This is a genomic window from Mangrovicoccus ximenensis (assembly GCF_003056725.1).
Lineage (GTDB): Bacteria > Pseudomonadota > Alphaproteobacteria > Rhodobacterales > Rhodobacteraceae > Mangrovicoccus > Mangrovicoccus ximenensis.
Window position 1 is genome coordinate 67218 of record NZ_QBKZ01000023.1, and the last position, 16397, is coordinate 83614.

General features: G+C 68.2%; 18 protein-coding genes and 2 pseudogenes. 13 read left to right on the top strand and 7 right to left on the bottom strand.

The window, feature by feature from the left end; all coding sequences use genetic code 11:
- Window positions 1-195: 195 nt before the first annotated feature.
- The 5 genes and pseudogenes from C7T91_RS25660 to C7T91_RS25680 all read right to left on the bottom strand — a co-directional run.
- The gene (locus tag C7T91_RS25660; protein ID WP_161556108.1) at window positions 196-1323 is read right to left on the bottom strand and encodes a hypothetical protein; all 1128 of its coding nucleotides are present in this window, start codon (window positions 1321-1323) and stop codon (window positions 196-198) included.
- A 252-nt stretch (window positions 1324-1575) separates the two neighbouring features.
- On the bottom strand, window positions 1576-2055 hold the full coding sequence (locus tag C7T91_RS25665) for a TniQ family protein (protein WP_108262469.1): 480 nt from the start codon (window positions 2053-2055) through the stop codon (window positions 1576-1578).
- Window positions 2056-2400: 345 nt separating this feature from the next.
- A pseudogene (locus C7T91_RS25670) lies at window positions 2401-3339 on the bottom strand (IS5 family transposase).
- A 42-nt stretch (window positions 3340-3381) separates the two neighbouring features.
- Window positions 3382-3636 (bottom strand): hypothetical protein, encoded by a 255-nt coding sequence (locus tag C7T91_RS25675; protein WP_108262471.1) that lies wholly within the window; start codon window positions 3634-3636, stop codon window positions 3382-3384.
- A gap of 153 nt (window positions 3637-3789) precedes the next feature.
- Window positions 3790-4925, bottom strand: a pseudogene (locus tag C7T91_RS25680) (HlyC/CorC family transporter); the annotation flags it as partial.
- A gap of 33 nt (window positions 4926-4958) precedes the next feature.
- Here C7T91_RS25680 and queF point away from each other — a divergent pair.
- Window positions 4959-5423, top strand: a complete 465-nt coding sequence (queF, locus tag C7T91_RS25685) for a preQ(1) synthase (protein ID WP_108262548.1) — start codon at window positions 4959-4961, stop codon at window positions 5421-5423.
- Window positions 5424-5426: 3 nt separating this feature from the next.
- On the opposite strand, the gene C7T91_RS25690 is transcribed toward queF, so the two are convergent.
- Window positions 5427-5780: an Mth938-like domain-containing protein gene (locus tag C7T91_RS25690; RefSeq protein ID WP_108262473.1), complete on the bottom strand. Its 354-nt coding sequence runs from the start codon at window positions 5778-5780 to the stop codon at window positions 5427-5429.
- 52 nt (window positions 5781-5832) lie between these two features.
- The gene (locus C7T91_RS33945) at window positions 5833-5973 is read right to left on the bottom strand and encodes a hypothetical protein (protein ID WP_201742261.1); all 141 of its coding nucleotides are present in this window, start codon (window positions 5971-5973) and stop codon (window positions 5833-5835) included.
- Between the two features lie 8 nt (window positions 5974-5981).
- On the opposite strand from C7T91_RS33945, the gene C7T91_RS25695 reads away from it, so the two are divergent.
- The 12 genes from C7T91_RS25695 (at window position 5982) to C7T91_RS25755 (ending at window position 16392) form a co-directional block, all read left to right on the top strand.
- Window positions 5982-6404, top strand: coding sequence for a class I SAM-dependent methyltransferase (locus tag C7T91_RS25695; protein ID WP_108262475.1), 423 nt, complete (start codon window positions 5982-5984; stop codon window positions 6402-6404).
- Window positions 6397-6846, top strand: coding sequence for a ribonuclease HI (gene rnhA, locus C7T91_RS25700; RefSeq protein ID WP_108262477.1), 450 nt, complete (start codon window positions 6397-6399; stop codon window positions 6844-6846). Before C7T91_RS25695 ends, rnhA begins: the two co-directional genes overlap by 8 nt.
- Window positions 6847-6903: 57 nt before the next feature.
- Window positions 6904-7434, top strand: coding sequence for an SGNH/GDSL hydrolase family protein (locus C7T91_RS25705; RefSeq protein WP_108262479.1), 531 nt, complete (start codon window positions 6904-6906; stop codon window positions 7432-7434).
- Between the two features lie 135 nt (window positions 7435-7569).
- A complete protein-coding gene (locus tag C7T91_RS25710) occupies window positions 7570-8259 on the top strand; it encodes a potassium channel family protein (RefSeq protein WP_108262481.1) in 690 nt (229 codons plus the stop codon).
- Window positions 8250-9599: a TrkH family potassium uptake protein gene (locus C7T91_RS25715; protein ID WP_108262483.1), complete on the top strand. Its 1350-nt coding sequence runs from the start codon at window positions 8250-8252 to the stop codon at window positions 9597-9599. Before C7T91_RS25710 ends, C7T91_RS25715 begins: the two co-directional genes overlap by 10 nt.
- Window positions 9600-9651: 52 nt before the next feature.
- Window positions 9652-9993 carry a zinc ribbon domain-containing protein YjdM gene (locus C7T91_RS25720; RefSeq protein ID WP_108262486.1) on the top strand — a complete coding sequence of 114 codons (342 nt, stop codon included), beginning with the start codon at window positions 9652-9654 and terminating at the stop codon, window positions 9991-9993.
- A gap of 679 nt (window positions 9994-10672) precedes the next feature.
- Window positions 10673-11518 (top strand): BtpA/SgcQ family protein, encoded by an 846-nt coding sequence (locus C7T91_RS25730; protein WP_108262488.1) that lies wholly within the window; start codon window positions 10673-10675, stop codon window positions 11516-11518.
- The gene (locus tag C7T91_RS25735) at window positions 11515-12159 is read left to right on the top strand and encodes a TenA family protein (RefSeq protein WP_108262490.1); all 645 of its coding nucleotides are present in this window, start codon (window positions 11515-11517) and stop codon (window positions 12157-12159) included. Before C7T91_RS25730 ends, C7T91_RS25735 begins: the two co-directional genes overlap by 4 nt.
- A 388-nt stretch (window positions 12160-12547) precedes the next feature.
- Window positions 12548-13027 carry an HNH endonuclease signature motif containing protein gene (locus tag C7T91_RS25740; RefSeq protein ID WP_108262550.1) on the top strand — a complete coding sequence of 160 codons (480 nt, stop codon included), beginning with the start codon at window positions 12548-12550 and terminating at the stop codon, window positions 13025-13027.
- Complete coding sequence (locus C7T91_RS25745) at window positions 13024-13470, top strand: P27 family phage terminase small subunit (RefSeq protein WP_108262492.1); 447 nt, start codon at window positions 13024-13026, stop codon at window positions 13468-13470. The genes C7T91_RS25740 and C7T91_RS25745 overlap by 4 nt, the downstream gene beginning before the upstream one ends.
- Window positions 13457-15127, top strand: coding sequence for a terminase large subunit (locus C7T91_RS25750; protein ID WP_108262552.1), 1671 nt, complete (start codon window positions 13457-13459; stop codon window positions 15125-15127). The genes C7T91_RS25745 and C7T91_RS25750 overlap by 14 nt, the downstream gene beginning before the upstream one ends.
- Window positions 15124-16392 (top strand): phage portal protein, encoded by a 1269-nt coding sequence (locus C7T91_RS25755; RefSeq protein WP_108262494.1) that lies wholly within the window; start codon window positions 15124-15126, stop codon window positions 16390-16392. The genes C7T91_RS25750 and C7T91_RS25755 overlap by 4 nt, the downstream gene beginning before the upstream one ends.
- Window positions 16393-16397 lie beyond the last annotated feature (5 nt).

Here is a 16397-nt window from a genome sequence, read left to right on the forward strand (position 1 = left end):
TAAAATTCTTGAGTTGTCTTGGGGCGTGCGCCCAACTCAAGAGAAGGCAACCTACCCATGTCTCAGGCACGTCCGCACGCTCGTTGGAGGGTGGTCACCTTGGCGAGGGGATGTGGTTGCAATGGCGCGGCGCCCGCGCCCGGCTTGTCCGGAGCTTCCGGAACGGACCTTGCCCCAGAATCGCCGCAGAGTACTTTAGCGGCGCAAGAAGATGCGGAAATCGAAATCCTGCCGGAGGTATATGTTCCCGTAATCCTTCCCGCCCGGAGAGAAGCGCGGCACGCCCGCGTCGCGAAGGCAGGTCCGGACGGTGTTTCGATGAAGGCCGAGTTCGGCCGCCAGGGTGGGCACGGTCACGAACCGGCGGTGGAACTGCGCCACATGCGCTTCGCTCAATGCAGGGAGGGCCGGTCCGGTGGCGAGATGCCGGATGGCGCTGGCGGGAGTGTGGCCGTCTTCCACGAGGGACCGGAAGCAGCTGCGATCCCGCAGACCGATGCTCCGGGAAAATGCGGACAGGGCCAGGGCGCCGGGCACCCTTTCCGGCTGTACCTCCTGGAATGCCCGGGCAAGACAGTCGACGTTTTCCTTTGCGATCAGGAGCGCCGCATAGCCTGACCGGCCGGTCTGCTGTCCGGCCCGCAGCATGCCGCGGCGAAGCCCCTCCAACAGGATCCTCAGCCCCATGCCCATGCGGCGGCGCGCTGCCTGCAGCGTCTCCCAGGCGTCATTGTCCCGGGCAACCGGACACGCCGTGGCGAGAAGCTCCTCGACAAGGTGCAGGCCATCTGACAGGCGCCACCGATTATTGACCAAAGGGTTCCGGATCACGGGGTGAAGGACGCCATCCGCCTCCAGGCACTCGAACTCCCGCTTGGAGGCTCCCATTTCCGCGCACATCCGCGAGATGCAGACGAGCTGCGGAATCTCGGCAATCATCCCGCCATGGCGCCGGGCATCGAAGGTCTGCCGCGCGAAGCTGCGCGGATCATCCGCCGCCAGCGCTCCCGCTTCGACGAGAAGGGCCTGGATGACGATCGGGTCCGCTCCCGTCGCCTGGGATGCGGCCAGCACCGACTGCAGCCTGCGTTCCTGCTGGACCTTTCCGAGAACGGTGGCACATGCCGCAAAAGGCCAGTGGTCGAGGACGCAGTCCCGCAAGATGTCCCGGAACCCGTCGAATTCGGGAAAGTCAGCGTAATTCTTCCGGAAGATCTCATGGAGGCTGCCGAAGGCCGCGTGAGGCTTGGCACCGGATCCTGCGGCAGCGGCAGCGAGTGCGTCGAGAGCTGCCCTGAAGGCCTGCGGACCGCGGCTGAGCACCCCGAACCCTGCCGCCTGGGCTTCGCCCGCAAGGTCGCCGCCCGAAGCGGAAAGGCTTTCCGCGTCGACGAGGTTCAGTCCGAGGTGGCGGCAGACAGTCGCTGCCGCGAAAATGGAATGCTCCGCAAGCCAAGTTGGATCGCGCCCGGTCGCAAGGCGCCTGTCGAGCCAGAGATCATAGGCGCTGGGCTCCGCATGTCCGCCCTGCAATTCGCCGTCCGCAATCCGGTTCAGGAGGCCGCCAAGCTGGCCCTAGACGTCCTGCCGCGCAACCAGGTTGGCCTCCTGCCAGAGATCGGAGAGCTTCCGTCGATGACGGACACAGACCGAGGTCTCCCGGAACTGCCAGTCGCCGTGCATGGCCATCGCCGACAGCGGAACATCCGGGGACGCTTGCAGGTCCTCGCGGAGACAATCGGCACAGCCGCGCATGAGCGGATTGCGCAATGCGCGCGATACCATCAACTCGCCGCGGAACTGCATGCGGACGCTCCCGACGGGAATGCTGGTCCAAGAACGGAGCTCCAGCATTTCGTCTTCCGCCAGCCCTGAAACTTCCGAAAGCCGGGCAATCCCGTCAGCGCGGCCGAGCAGGGTCCACCGTAAGGGCAGGCCCATGTCGATCGCGAAATCCTGCAGGCTCACGTTGTTGCAAGCGGCGAGGCGCGACATGAAGGACGGGAGCGTCTCGCGCGGCGCCGGGCTGGTGCGCAAATGGAGCAGGGAGGGCATTGCCGGAGCCTTTCAATTTGCATTCGGATGGCGCATCGTCTTGGGCTCTAGATTGCCGTTAATCGACGCCTGCATCAAATGCAGCTTCAGGCCCCATGATCGCGGGAGAGGCGCCGACCTAGTCGCCTCACCACGCGATCATGGGGCCTAGAGCTGGCCCGCCTTGCGGCAAGACGTATCTATTGAATGCAAATCGGAGCAAGCCGGACATCCGTTTCCAGACGGATTGCGCTGCGCCAGAGCGGGGTCTTGAAGACGTGGCAGACCCGGCTCCCGAAGTCGCCTTCACGTGGCGCTGTTGCGCAAATCAGCTGATGACCGCAATTCCCCTTTCCCCGGACACACTTATCCTATGGCCACGGTCGTCGGGATGCCGAGGGCAGTGAAGCGGTTCAGGGCCGCCACCCGGATCTGGACCTCGGCCACCTGGCGGTCGAAGTCGCGGGCCATCAGCCTCTGCCCGAGCAGCTTCACGCAGTTCATTTTCGTTTCGACCCTGCTGCGGCGATGGTACCCGCTCCAGTTCCGCCAGAGCGCCCGGCCCAGGTGTTTCGACGCCCGCAGGATCTCGTTGCGTGCGCGAGTTCCCGCCGTGTCCGGCTTCCAGGGCCTGGCGTTGCGGGAATGACCGCCGCCGCGCCGCGGGCCGCGATGGCATCATGGCAGCCGCGCGCGTCATAGGCGCCGTCGGCCGTGACGGTGGCGATCTCCTCGTCCGCCGGGATCTGGGCGAGCAGCTCCGGCAGCATCCCTCGCCGGTTCGCCCGGACCGGTGGCGCTCACCGGCTCGGCATCGCCGACATTGCTGGAGGTGACCTCGACAGCCCGGATCTCCAATGTTTGCTCATCGATCCCGAGGTGGATCTTGCGCCGCGAGCCATGTCCGCCATTGGTCCGAGGACAATGGCGAGCCCTTCGTTTCGAGCCGCTATGCTTGCGCGTGTGCCACTCACCTTCGCCTTCCACCTTGATGCCGGTGCTGTCGATGAGCAGGTGCAAGGCACCTTTCGAACCGCGAAACGGAACGGTCACGTCCAATGTCTTCTGGCGGCGTGACAGCGTGCTGAAGTCCGGCACGGACCACCCCAGCCCGGACAGTTCCAACAGGCTTGCCATGAAGCCGGTTACCTGGCGGAGCGGCAGCCCGAGGAGGATCTTGAGGGTCAGGCAAGCCTGGATCGCGGCGTCGCTATAGGCCCGTTGTCGGCCGCGACGCCCGGACGGCACCGCGTCCCATTGCATCGAGGGATCGAACCAGACCGTCAGCGATCCACGCTGCTTCAGCGCCTCGCTCGCCGCTGCGCTCGGACCGGTGGCGCGGCCCGCTCACGGCGCAAGATCCACCTTGGAATTGACGAGATCGAGGAGGGTCAGGAGACGGTCCGGCAGACCGTTTCCCCGACGGCGATTGGAGATCCCGGCGGTCGAGGTCACCTCCGGCAATGTCGGCGATGCCGCCTCCCGCGCCACGCCGCGCCGCGCCGCCTGCCCCATCAGCGCCATCACCGCCTGCAGGTTCGACGCGGGCCGCCCGAAAGCCATCACCGGTCCCGCGATCTCGCCCAGCTGAACAACCTTCATCCGCCGTCCTTCTTGAACACGTCATTGCGCCCTATCATAAGACCCCTAGACAGGCATAAGGACGTTAAGGAATGGACACCGCCACCACGGCTTTCGATGCAGCCTTCTGGATCACCGCGCTCGCGGTGCTGGGGCTGCTCGTGCTTTCGGGCTGATCATCTGCGCCTCGTGGATCACCAGCCCGGCGATGGTGTTGGCCTCGGTATCCGGCAGCTGCCAGTCATTGGCGCGGTTGAGGTCCCGGATCGTCACCCAGCCATCGACCAGGTATTGGCCGTCGGGCGCCTTCTCGATGCCCTGCGTCTCGCCGGTGTCGAACTCGTCGGTGATCTCGCCGACGATCTCCTCGAGGATGTCCTCCAGCGTGATCAGGCCCTGCAGCATGCCGTATTCGTCCACCACCAGCGCGAAATGGGTGTGGCGCTTGAGGAACTGGCGCATCTGGTCGTCGAGCGTCGTGGTCTCGGGCACGAAATAGGGCTTCCGCNGCGACCTCGAGGAAATCGAAATCCTCGGCCACGGCAGCTGGATCGTCGGCCTCGGCGCGTGCCTTGGCGAGCCCGCGCAGCAGGTCCTTGGCATGGATCACCCCGATGATGTTCTCAAGCCCCTCGCGGAACACCGGCAGCCGGGTATGCGGCGAGGCGAGGCACTGCGCCAGCACCTNCGGCGGGCGGCGCGTCGGCATCGACCATCTCGATCTCGGAGCGGTGCTTCATCACCTCCTCGACGGTCCGGTCGGCCAGGTCGAGCGCGCCCAGAAGCCGGTCGCGGTCCTCCTTCTCGACCACGCCCTCGGAATGCCCCAGCGCCAGCGCGCCCGAGATTTCCTCGCGCACGGCCAGCACGTTGTTCTGCGGATCGGTCTCCACCCCGAAGAGCTTCAGCACGGTGCGCACCAGTGCCCGCACCGCCATCACGACCGGAGAGAAAACGCGGATGATGATCGAGATCGGCGGCGCGACGGCGGCGGCCGCGGCCTCGGCATTGGTGATCGCGTAGGTCTTGGGCAGCACCTCGGCGAAGATCAGCACGAGGAAGGTCATGATCAGCGTCGCCAGCGCCAGCGTCGCGCCGCCGTCGCCGAAGGCCCGCGTGAACAGGGCAGTGGTCAGCGAGGTGGCGAGAATGTTCACCAGGTTGTTGCCCAGGAGCACCGAGCCGATCAGCCGCTCGTTGTCCTCGGTGATCTTGAGGGCTTCTTCCGCGCCGCGGCTGCCGCCGTCGGCCTTGGCCTTCAGCTTGCCGCGCGACGCCGCGGTCAGCGCGGTTTCGGAGCCCGAAAAGAATTTCGCCCCCGATCCCTCAGCCGGAGGACACTGATGACCGAAGAGCGCTTCTCTGCCCTGACCCAGCTCGGCGGCAGCAACGAGATGCCCGCCAGCCCCGAGGCCGCGACGCTGGAACGCGTGCCGAATGCGCGCGCCGGGATGGATTACCTGGTGCGCTTCACCTGCCCGGAATTCACCTCGCTCTGCCCGATGACCGGGCAGCCGGATTTCGCGCATCTGATGATCGACTACGTGCCGGACCAATGGCTGGTGGAGTCGAAATCGCTGAAGCTGTTCCTGGGCTCGTTCCGCAACCACGGCTCGTTCCACGAGGACTGCACGCTCATGGTTGCGTCGCGGCTGGTCGAGACGCTCAAGCCCCGCTGGCTCCGGATCGGCGGCTACTGGTATCCGCGCGGCGGCATCCCGATCGACGTGTTCTGGCAGACCGGCGCGGCGCCCGAGGGCGTCTGGATTCCGGACCAGGGCGTGCCGCCCTATCGCGGCCGCGGCTGAGGCCTAGACGGCGAGCGCCGCCAGCCCGACGCGGCGGCCCTCGCCCAGGAGAACGTTGTAGGTCCGGCAGGCCGCCGGGCTGGCCATCGGCTCCACGCCGATCCCCGCCGCCTCGAGCTGCGCCTTCAGCTCCCGCGGCAGGAAATCCATCTCTGCCCCCGTGCCGATGAACAGCACGTCGATCTGCCCGGCATGCTTCAGGATCGTCGCCAGCTCGCCATAGCCGCCCCAGGTCCGGCGCAGCCCCGGCAGCACCAGCAGCCCGCCCTCGATCACCTCGCCGCCGATGCGGAAGAAGCCGGGGCCGTAGCCCTCGACGGGCGGCGCGTCGCGGTACTCGATTTCGGTCAGGCGCATGGGCGTTCCTCCTGCTCCCTTTCTAGCGCCATCGGCGCCACGGGGCCAGCTGTCACGCCGCTTCGGCGGCGCGGGCGGCCATGGCCAGGAGGCGGCGGCGGATCAGCCCGCTGACCGGCCGGATCAGGTACCAGTAGGGCGCGAAGGCACGCTCCGCCGCCCGGTCGAGGCAGAACACCCGGGTCTCGGTCACGAGCCCGGATGCGCGGCCGCGGCTTCGACGCCGTGGCGCTCGATGCCTCCGCGGGCATGGCCGCCGAAGCGATGCGCCGCTACCGGCTCGAGGTCACGGTGGCCGGCTTCTCCGCCCTTCCCGGCCTCGGCCGTTTCGACGGGATCTGGGCGCATTTCAGCCTGCTCCATGCCGAAGCCCGCGCCCTGCCCGGCCATGTCGCCGACATCCATGCCGCGCTGGAACCCGGCGCGCCTTTCTTGATCGCGATGAAGACCGGGACCGGCACGGCCCGCGACCGGATCGGGCGCCGCTATGCCTATATCGGCGAAGGGGCCCTGGCCGAGCTGCTGCACCGGACCGGGTTTTCCCGGCTGGAGATTGACACCGGCGCAGATGAAGGCTTTGACGGCACCCTCTCCAATTTCGTGATCGTGACAGCCCATGCCTGACCTATTTGCCTATACCGACGGCGCCTGCAGCGGAAATCCCGGCCCGGGCGGCTGGGGCGTGATCCTGATTGCCCGAGAGGGCGACAGCGTCGTCAAGGAACGCGAGCTGAACGGCGGCGAGGCCGACACGACCAACAACCGCATGGAACTTCTGGCCGCGATCTCGGCGCTGGAGGCGCTGAGCCGCCCCAGCAAGCTGACGCTGGTCACCGACAGCGCCTATGTGAAGAACGGCATCACCCAATGGCTGGCCGGCTGGAAGCGCAAGGGCTGGAAGACGGCAGGCGGCTCGGCAGTGAAGAATGTCGACCTGTGGAAGCGTCTCGACGAGGCGCGGGCGCGCCATGACGTGACCTGGGAATGGGTCAAGGGCCATGCCGGGCATCCCGAGAACGAGCGCGCCGACGAGCTGGCCCGGGCGGGCATGGCACCGTTCAAGTAGGGCGGCGCGGAAATCCGTGCTACCGTGAGGGCATCGCTTTTCCGAAAGAGAGCCTTCATGACCTCTGCCTTTTCCGCGGCCGCCCTCGGCCTTTCCCTCTGCCTTGCCGCGCCGCTGGCCGCCGCCACGCTGCCGGCAGGCTATGACCGCGTCGTCATCCTGGGCGACAGCCTCAGCGACACGGGCAACCTGCATTCCGCCACCGGAGGGCTCTATCCGCCGCCGCCCTACAATGACGGGCGCTTCACCGGCGGGGACACCTATGTCGACATCCTCGCCGATGCCTGGGGGCTCGGCGCCGGGACGCTGGCGAATTTCGCCTTCGGCGGCGCCCGCGCCGTCACCGATCCGGGCGATCTGGTCGTCGATCTCGGCGAACAGCTGTTCCAGCTCCAGGCCAGCGGCTTCGCCGCCGGGGCGCGGCCGCTGACCATCCTCAATATCGGCGGCAATGACGCGATCGCGGGCGCTGCCGCCGCCGGGGGCATCGCCGCCTACGGCCTCTCCGGCATCGCCGGGGACGGCAGCAATCCGGCGCTCGTGGCCGCGGCGGCGGTGGCGGGCATGGCGCCCGCCGCGGGCGGCTGATCCGGTGGCCGGCTGTCGCTTTCGCAGGCAGCCGGGCACAGTCCCCCTGCGTCTTCCGCCGGGGCAGGGCCAGACCCCTTGCTCCGGCGCACGCAGCGCAATACGCCTTGGCTGAGGACAGCAAGGAAGGCGGACATGGCGCTTCTCAAACCCTCCGGCCCCCGCAAGAGCGGCAGCTTCGCCGTCCTGGGGCTGGGACTCTTCGGAGCCACGGTCGCGCGCGAACTGATCCGGTTCGGCAATTACGTCATCGGCGTCGACAATGACGAGGCCCGCGTCAATGCGCTGGCCGACGAACTGAGCCGCGCGGCGATCATCGACGTGCGCGACGAAGAGGCGCTGCGCGAGGCCGGGATCGGCGATTGCGGCACCGCGCTGGTGGCGATGGGCGACGATCTCGAATCCAGCATCATCGCGGCGATCAACCTCAAGACCATGGGCGTGCCGACGGTCTGGGCCAAGGCCTCGTCGAAGACCCATCACCGCATCCTGTCGAAGCTGAAGGTCGACCGCATCATCCATCCCGAGGTGGAGGTCGGCCGGCATATCGCGCAGGTGCTGCACAACCCGATCGTGCGCGACTATGTCAGCCTCGGCAACGGCTTCCACGTGGTGAACTTCAAGGTCCCCGAGAAGCTCGACGGCACCCAGCTCTGCGACCTGAAGCATGCCGGGCACGACCTGCGCTGCATCGGCGCGATGCGCGGCACGGAATATCTCGGCTTCGACGGCCAGAACTGCACGCTGAAGAAGGACGACCTTCTGATCCTGCTCGGGCGGCGCGCCGACCTGCGCGAATTCGCGGCGACCCTGCCATGGCCCTGATCCGCCGCGGCGTTCCGGCGCTGTCGCGCGGGCTGGTGCATTCGCCGCCCGCGACGCTGGCGCTGCTCTATCTCTGCTGCATCCTGGCGGGCGCGGTGCTGCTGAAGCTGCCCCTCTGCCATGACGGCAGCCTGAACTGGGCGGATGCGGTCTTCACCTCGGTCTCGGCGGTGACGGTGACCGGGCTGGCCGTGGTCGATGCCGGCTCGGTCTTCACCTTTGCCGGGCAGGCGGTGATCCTGGTGCTGATCCAGCTCGGCGGGCTCGGGCTGATGGCCTTCGCGGTGCTGCTGCTGTTCCTGCTCGGCGTGCCGGTCGGCATCCCGTCGAAGCTGCTCTTGCGCGAGGAGCTGAACCAGTCGGGCTATCACGAGCTGCGCACCATCGTCTGGCTGGTCTTCTGGGTGGCGGCGGTTTCGGAGCTGGCCGGAACCGTGCTCCTGTCGTTGGTCTTCGTGCCGGAATTCGGCGCGGGGCAGGGGCTGTGGATGGCGCTGTTCCACGCGGTCTCGGCCTTCAACAATGCGGGGTTCGCGCTCTTCCCGGACAGCCTGTCGCGCTATGTCGCCGATCCGGTGATCAACCTCGTCATTCCGGGGCTGATCCTCGCGGGCGGGCTCGGCTTCATCGTGCTGGGCGACATCGCCGAGGCGCGCAGCTGGCAGCGGCTGACGCTGCATTCCAAGCTGATGCTGACCGGCTCGGCGGTGCTGATCCTGCTCGGCTGGGTGCTCTTCGCGCTGCTCGAATGGCGCAATCCGGGCACGCTCGGCGGGCTGCATTCGGCCGCAGCCAAGCTCGGCGCCGCCTGGTTCCAGGCGATCAGTCCGCGCACCGCGGGGTTCAATTCGGTGGACACCGCAGCACTCCACGATTCCACGGTGCTGCTGACCATGGCGCTGATGGTGATCGGCGGCGGCTCCACCTCGACGGCGGGCGGCATCAAGGTGACGACGGTCTGCGTGCTGATCATCGCCACCATCGCCTTTTTCCGGCGCGAGACCGTGATGCGCGCCTTCGGCCGCAGCTTCGGCCCCGAGGACGTGTTCAAGGTGATGGCGCTGGCCACGGTCTCGACCATCGCGATCATGACGGCGATGTTCGCGATCTCGATCTCGCATGACGGCGAATTCACCGATCTGGCCTTCGAGGTGGTCTCGGCCTTCGGCACGGTCGGCCTGTCGCGCGGCGCGACCGCCGAGCTCGACGGGATCGGCCGCGGCGTGGTGATGATCCTGATGTTCCTCGGCCGGGTCGGGCCGCTGACGCTGGGCTTCTTCCTCGCGACGCGCGGCCAGCCGCGGGTGCGCTATCCGCGCGGCCGGGTCTATCTCGGCTGAGGCGGCGCGTTTTCCGCTGGCCAGATCCGGGCGGCGGGCTTAAGGCGATGGCATGACCGATCAGCTGCCCCCGTGCCCCGAATGTTCCTCCGCCTACACCTACGAGGCGGATGCCCTGCTTGTCTGTCCCGAATGCGGGCATGAATGGTCGCCCGGCGCGGCTGCCGAGGAGGGCGGCGAGATCCGCGACAGCGTCGGCAACGTCCTCGCTGACGGCGACACGGTCACGGTGATCAAGGACCTGAAGGTCAAGGGGTCTTCCTCGGTCGTCAAGGTCGGCACCAAGGTGCGCGGCATCCGCCTGGTCGGCGGCGATCACGACATCGACTGCAAGATCCCCGGCATCGGCCAGATGAGCCTGAAATCCCAGTTCGTGAAAAAGGTCGCCGAGTAGCCCCGGCCGGCCGCGCGGCCCCTTCCGGCCAGCGCCCCCCATTCTTCGGAACCGCGTCCGGAGGCCGCCCGGACCCGGCCTTCGCCGTGCGCCGGTGCGCATCGCGCGCCATCTGCACGTGCCTTGCCGCTCCGGCGGCCCTGCGCGCTTGATTGCACATCGTCCGCGTGCAATCCTTTCCCTTAGATAATCATTCGTAAATATTATCCGGCAGGTTTCAGCACGTTCTTCGCAATGGAGGGTTTTGCCATGCCGATCGGAAGCAGCGCCGGCCGGAGAGCGGCAACTCCGCAAGCGGACCGCCGGAGACCTGCAAGCCATCCGGAAAATCCCGGCCTTTTGCCGGTCGCCGGTCGCGCGCATCTCTGTGCCGCCCCGCGGGACGCAATCCTGGCGCATTCCCGCGATGCTTGGCTGGCCCGGCCGATCGCGCGACCTTCCCTGTCTGCCGGACCTGGCGGCGGGCTGGCCCCGGCCGCTTTTGCCGATGCGCCGGACATGCGGGACGGCGTCTGCGGTCGCGGGACTGCAGCGGAGGCGGCCTGAAGAAGGATGCGGTCTGGTGGAATCCCGTCGATCCCGCCCGCGTCGAAGCGCTGATGACCGCCATCAACCGGGCCTGCCCCGCCTGATCCAAGGCGCGCCCCGCGCCTCCCCCGTTATCCCGACAGGACGACCAATGACTCAGACAATCTCCAATATCGCCTCCGACGCGATCCGCGACATCTTCGGGCGCCCCAAGGCACTGATCGGCATGGTGCATTGCCCGGCTTTTCCCGGCGCGCCGCGCTACCGCGGCGCCGCGGTCGACAGCCTCTACGACACCTGCATGCGCGATGCCGAAGCGCTGGTCGCAGCCGGCTTCCACGGGCTGATCATCGAGAACCACGGCGACATCCCGTTCTCCAAGCCCGATGACATCGGCTACGAGACCGCCGCCTTCCTGTCGGTGATCACCGACCGTATCCGCCGCGCGCTCGGCGTGCCGCTCGGCATCAACGTGCTGGCGAATGCGCCGATCCCGGCCATCGCCACCGCCGTCGCGGGCGGCGCCGCCTTCGTGCGGGTGAACCAATGGGCCAATGCCTATGTCGCCAACGAGGGCTTCATGGAGGGCCGCGCCGCCGAGGCGATGCGCTACCGGGCGGCGCTGCGGGCCGACGGCGTGAAGATCTTCGCCGACAGCCATGTCAAGCACGGTGCCCATGCCATCACCGCCGACCGCTCGGTCGAGGAGCTGACCCGCGACCTGGCCTTCTTCGACGCCGATTGCGTGATCGCCACCGGCAACCGCACCGGCGACAGTGCCGCGACCGAAGAGATCCGCACCATCGGCGGGGCGACCCATCTGCCGGTCCTGGTCGGTTCGGGCGTGACCGAGGCCAATGTCTGCGAGATCCTCGGCCTGACCAGCGGCGTCATCGTCGCCTCCTCGCTGAAAGAGGGCGGCGTCTGGTGGAACCCGGTCGATCCGGCCCGCGCAGCAGCCTTCGTCAAGACCGCGCAGGAGGCGCTCGAGGCATGACCGACGCCCTGTCCGACCGGATCCTCGCCGAGAACGCGGCGGTTTTCGAGGCCATGACCAGCCATCGCTTCGTGCAGGACATCGCCGCTGACCGGCTGCCCCGCGAGGTCTTCGACCGCTACCTGCAGATCGAGGGCGGCTTCGTCGAGACCGCGATCTCGATCTTCGCGCTGGCGGTCGCCAAGGCCCCGGACATGGCCGCGAGGCGCAAGCTGATCGCCGTGCTCGACGCGCTGGCCAACGAGCAGATCGCCTATTTCGAGCGGGTCTTCGCCGCGCGCGGGATCGTCCGCGACGAGGCGCTTCTGGCGCATCCGGACGTCGCCGCCTTCGGCGGCGGCATGCTGGAGATCGCCGAGACCGGCAGCTATCCCGAAATTCTCGCCGCGATGTTCGCCGCGGAATGGATGTACCTGACCTGGAACGATGCGGTCGCCGCGCATATGCCCGCCGACCCGGATCTGGCGCATTGGATCGGGATGCATGTCTCCGACGGCTTCCGCGACGGGGCGCATTGGCTGAAGGACAGCCTCGACGCGCTCGGCGCGGAGCTGCCGGAAGAGGCAAAGGCCCGCTGCAGCGCCATCTTCGGCCGCGCGCAGCAGCTCGAGATCGACTTCCACAGCGCCGCCTATCCCTGACCAGGAGCACCGGCGCGGGTCCGCGTGCTGCCGGACCCGCGCAGACGGTCCCGGCAAGGCCGCGGGCTGCGCTGGCGGACAACGCCCCGGCCGTGTCCGGCCGTCGGCCCGCGGCACCCGGGCCTCGATCCCCGACCGGGCGCTGGCCGAACGGGTCTGCCTCGGCGGACAGTCGCTGAGCGAGGTTCTCAGGGCCTTCGGCTGGGCGGAGAAGCAGGAGACGCGCCGCGCGCTGGCCGAGGCTCTGGGCGCCGTCCTGGAGCGGCTGCGGGCCTGCTGAGCGAAAGGGGATTGACTTAAAGTCCGTCCGCGCCCATCACTTGTGCATGATCAGGAAATGCGCCCGGCAGGCAACTGCGCGGGCGCTTTCCTTTTCCGACCTCATGCCATGCCAAAACTGATCTGCGTCACATCCGGCTGCGAAGAGCTGGCACAGGACGGGTGCGCCCGCTGTGCCGGGCACGAAGCGCGGCGCCTGGCCGGGAAGTCGGCGGCGAAGAACCGGCGCAGCGATGCCGAACGGCAATGGCGCAAGCTCTACAGCCGCGCCTGGCGCAAGGCCTCGGCCGCCTTCCTGGCGAAGCACCCGACCTGCCGCGACTGTGCCGGGCTCGGCCTGGTGACCGCGGCGACGGAGGTCGACCACATCGTCCCGCATCGCGGCGACCGTGCCCTGTTCTGGGACCGCCGGAACTGGCAGCCGCTCTGCAAGCCCTGCCACAGCCGCAAGACGGCGGCCGAGGTCTGGCATGGCGCCGGTGCCCCGGGGGTGGGTCAAGAATCCGGGGTCCCGGCTGACGACCGGCGCTCTCCCTCCCTTTCTGCACGCGGCAATTTGGAGAAAAAAGCCCAAGGTGAACGGACATGAGGGGGGCAAAGCCGGAACCTCGGAACGTGCTTCCATTCGCGGGCGAGACGACGATCCAGATCCCGGACGCTCCCGAGTGGATGTCGACGGAGGGAACGAAGGTCTGGGAGCAGCTTGCTCCGGTCATGGCGCAGAAGAAGCGGCTCGAGGGCCACTACGAGCACAGCTTCGCCGCCTATTGCGAGGCCTGCGCGGACTTCATCCGCTTCACCGGCGAGATCGCGACCTATGGCAGCTGGTACGAAGTGAAGACCCGCAACGGGCTGCAGCAGAAGCACACCGCAGTCTGGAAGCAGCGCCAGGAGGTGGTTGCCACCATGCAGCGCCTCGGCGCTGTCTTCGGGATGACGCCGGTCGACGAGCAGCGGCTGAGCGGCGAGGGGCAGGGCAGCTTCATGGAGCAGCTCATGGGCGCCTTGAAGGGCAATGATGCAGCCGATTGACCATGCCGTGTCGCGCTACGCGCTGGACGTGGCCGAGGGGCGCGTCGTGGCGGGGGAGCTGGTGCGGCTGGCCTGCGAGCGGCACCTGCGCGACCTCGAGGAGGGAGCGGCCCGCGGGCTGGTATTCGACTGCGGGGCCGCGGACATGATCATCCGCTTCGCCGCCATGATCCGCCACAGCGAGGGATCGAAGGCCGGACAGCCCTTCATCCTCGAGCCGTGGCAGGTCTTCCGCATGGGCTCGGTCTTCGGCTGGAAGCACGAGGACACCGGGCTGCGCCGGTTCCGCGACACCTACCACCAGGTCGGCAAGAAGAACGGCAAGACCACCGACACCGCCGTGCCGATGCTCTACACGCAGCTCCTCGACGGCGAGGCCGCGCCGCAGGGCTATTGCGCGGCCACGACCCGCGACCAGGCCGGGCTCCTGTTCAAGGGCCTGAAGCGGGCGCTGAAGCGCTCGCCGCTGCTGAGCCGCGGGTTCGCGGTCTACAAGTACGAGATCGAGCAGCCCGACACCGACGGCGTGATGAAGTGCCTGTCGCGCGACGGCGACAGCTCGGACGGCATCAACCCGCATTTCCTGGCGCGCGACGAGCTTCACCGCTGGACCGACCGCGAGCTTGCCGAGACCATCCGCGAGTCGATGATCGCCCGCGCCCAGCCGATCGACTGGGCGATCACCACCGCCGGGCACGACCGCAACGGCTCGATCTGCGGCGAACTGCGGACCTATGCCGAGAAGGTGCTGCGCGGCGGCCACCACGACGACAGCCTCTTCGCCTATGTCGCCGAGCCGCCCGCCGATTGCGATCCGATGGACCCGGCGGCCTGGGCGATGGGCAATCCGAACCTCGGCGTGTCGAAGCCGCTCTCGGCCGTGCGCAAGGCGGGCGAGCGCGCCCAGGTGATCACCGCCGAGATGCCGAACTTCCGCCGCTTTCACCTCAATCTCTGGACCGAGGGCGCCGAGGCTTGGATCGCCTCCGACAGCTGGAACCGCGGCGGCGCCGATGCGGCCATCGATCCGCGCACGCTCTACGGACGGCGCGCCTGGGTCGGGCTCGACCTCTCGGACACGACCGACACGACGGCCGTCGTTGTCGCCGTTCCGGTCGGCGAGGAGGTCCACCTGCTGGCCTATGTCTTCATCGCCGAGGGCCCCTCGGGCTTCATCCACCGCGCCCAGACCGAGTGCCGGGAATACATCGGCTGGCAGCAGGAAGGCTGGCTCGAGGTGCATCCCGGCGGCAATATCGACCGGGGCGAGGTGAAGAAGCGGCTCAAGTGGATCAAGTCGGCCTTCGACGTGCAGGAGGTCGCCTATGACCCCTGGCGGATGGCCGAGATGGCGAAGGAGCTCGAGGCGGCGGGGTTGCCGATGGTCGAGCACCGCCAGGGCTTCGCGTCGATGTCGCGGCCGATGCAGCGCGTCGAGGAGCTGGTCGCCGACAGGCGCCTGCGCCATGGCGGCAACCCGGTGCTGGCCCAGCATGTGGGCAACACCCATCGCGACGAGGATGCCAGCCTCAACATCAAGCCGAACAAGAAGCGGAGCCGCGGCCGGATCGACGCCGCGGTGGCGATGATCATGGCGGTCGGCCGGGCGACGCTCGGCGAGGGCCGCATCCGCGCGCGCGAGTTGGAGACGCTGTGAAACTCTGGAACCCTTTCCGCCAGGAACCGCCGGCCGCAAGGCTGGAGCCGGTCGTCACCGCCTCGGATGTTACCGCTTCCGTGGGCACGTCCTCCGAGGCGGGCTGGCGGCGCGAGATCGGCTTCGGCGGGTCGGGCACCCGCGTGGCCGGGCTGCCGCCGGTTTCTCCGGTCATCGCCCAGCGGCATGCCACCGTGACGGCCTGCTGCTCGGTGATCGCGGGCGACCTGTCGAAGCTGCCGCTCGAGGTGATGCGCCGCGGACGGGACGGGCGCGAGGAGCCGGTGCCGGAGCATCCGGCGAACTACCTCCTGAACGTCGAGAGCTCGCCCGGCGTCGCGGCGATAGGGGCGCGCTTCGCCCTTGGCTATGCCTTCTGCCTGCGCGGCGAGGCCTTCGCCTACGCGCCGCGCGACGGGGCGGGCGAGCTGGTGCTGATCGAGCACATCCACAACGACCTGATCACGCCGCTGCGCTACGGGCGCGAGCGCTTCTACCAGTTCGAGGACGGGGCGGAGATCCACCGCCGCGCGCCGGGCCGGGTGATTGCCCATCTGCGCTACATGAGCGAGGACGGCTGGACCGGGCGCAGCCCGCTTGCGGTCGCGGCCGAGTCGGTCGGCATCGCGCTGGCCGGGCAGGAGGCGGCGGCCAAGGCGGCGAGCGGCACCAACATCAAGGGCTATGCGAAGGTCAAAGAATACTTCGACGATGACGAGGCCTACCAGCGCAAGGTCCGGCGGCTGCGCCAGGCGATGGAGAACGGCGACATCCCGATCGTCGGGCCTGATGACGAGATCAAGACGCTGAGCATGAGCCCGGCCGACCAGCAGTTGCTGGAGAGCCGCAAGATGGACCGCGAGCAGATCGCGGCGCTCTACCGTGTGCCGCCGTCGAAGCTGCAGATGCTCGAGCATGGCGTGAAGGCGAACGGCCAGCAGCAGGCGATCGACTACCGCGCCGACTGTCTAAGCCATTGGGGCGGCTTCGTCGAGGCGCAGACCGCGCTCGGCATCCTGACCGAGGCCGAGCGCCGCGCCGGTCTGGTGCTGCGCCACGACTACGACGCGCTGCTGACCGCCACGACCAAGGAGCGCTACGAGGCGCTGAACCAGGCCGTGGGCGGGCCGTGGATGAAGGCGAACGAAGCCCGCCGCGGCGAGGGCCTGAAAGACACGGAAGAGGGCGACCAGCTCTACCCGCCGCCGAACCAGAACGGCACCGAGAACAAGGCTGCCGCCCCGACAGAAGGAGAAGACGCATGACGGCG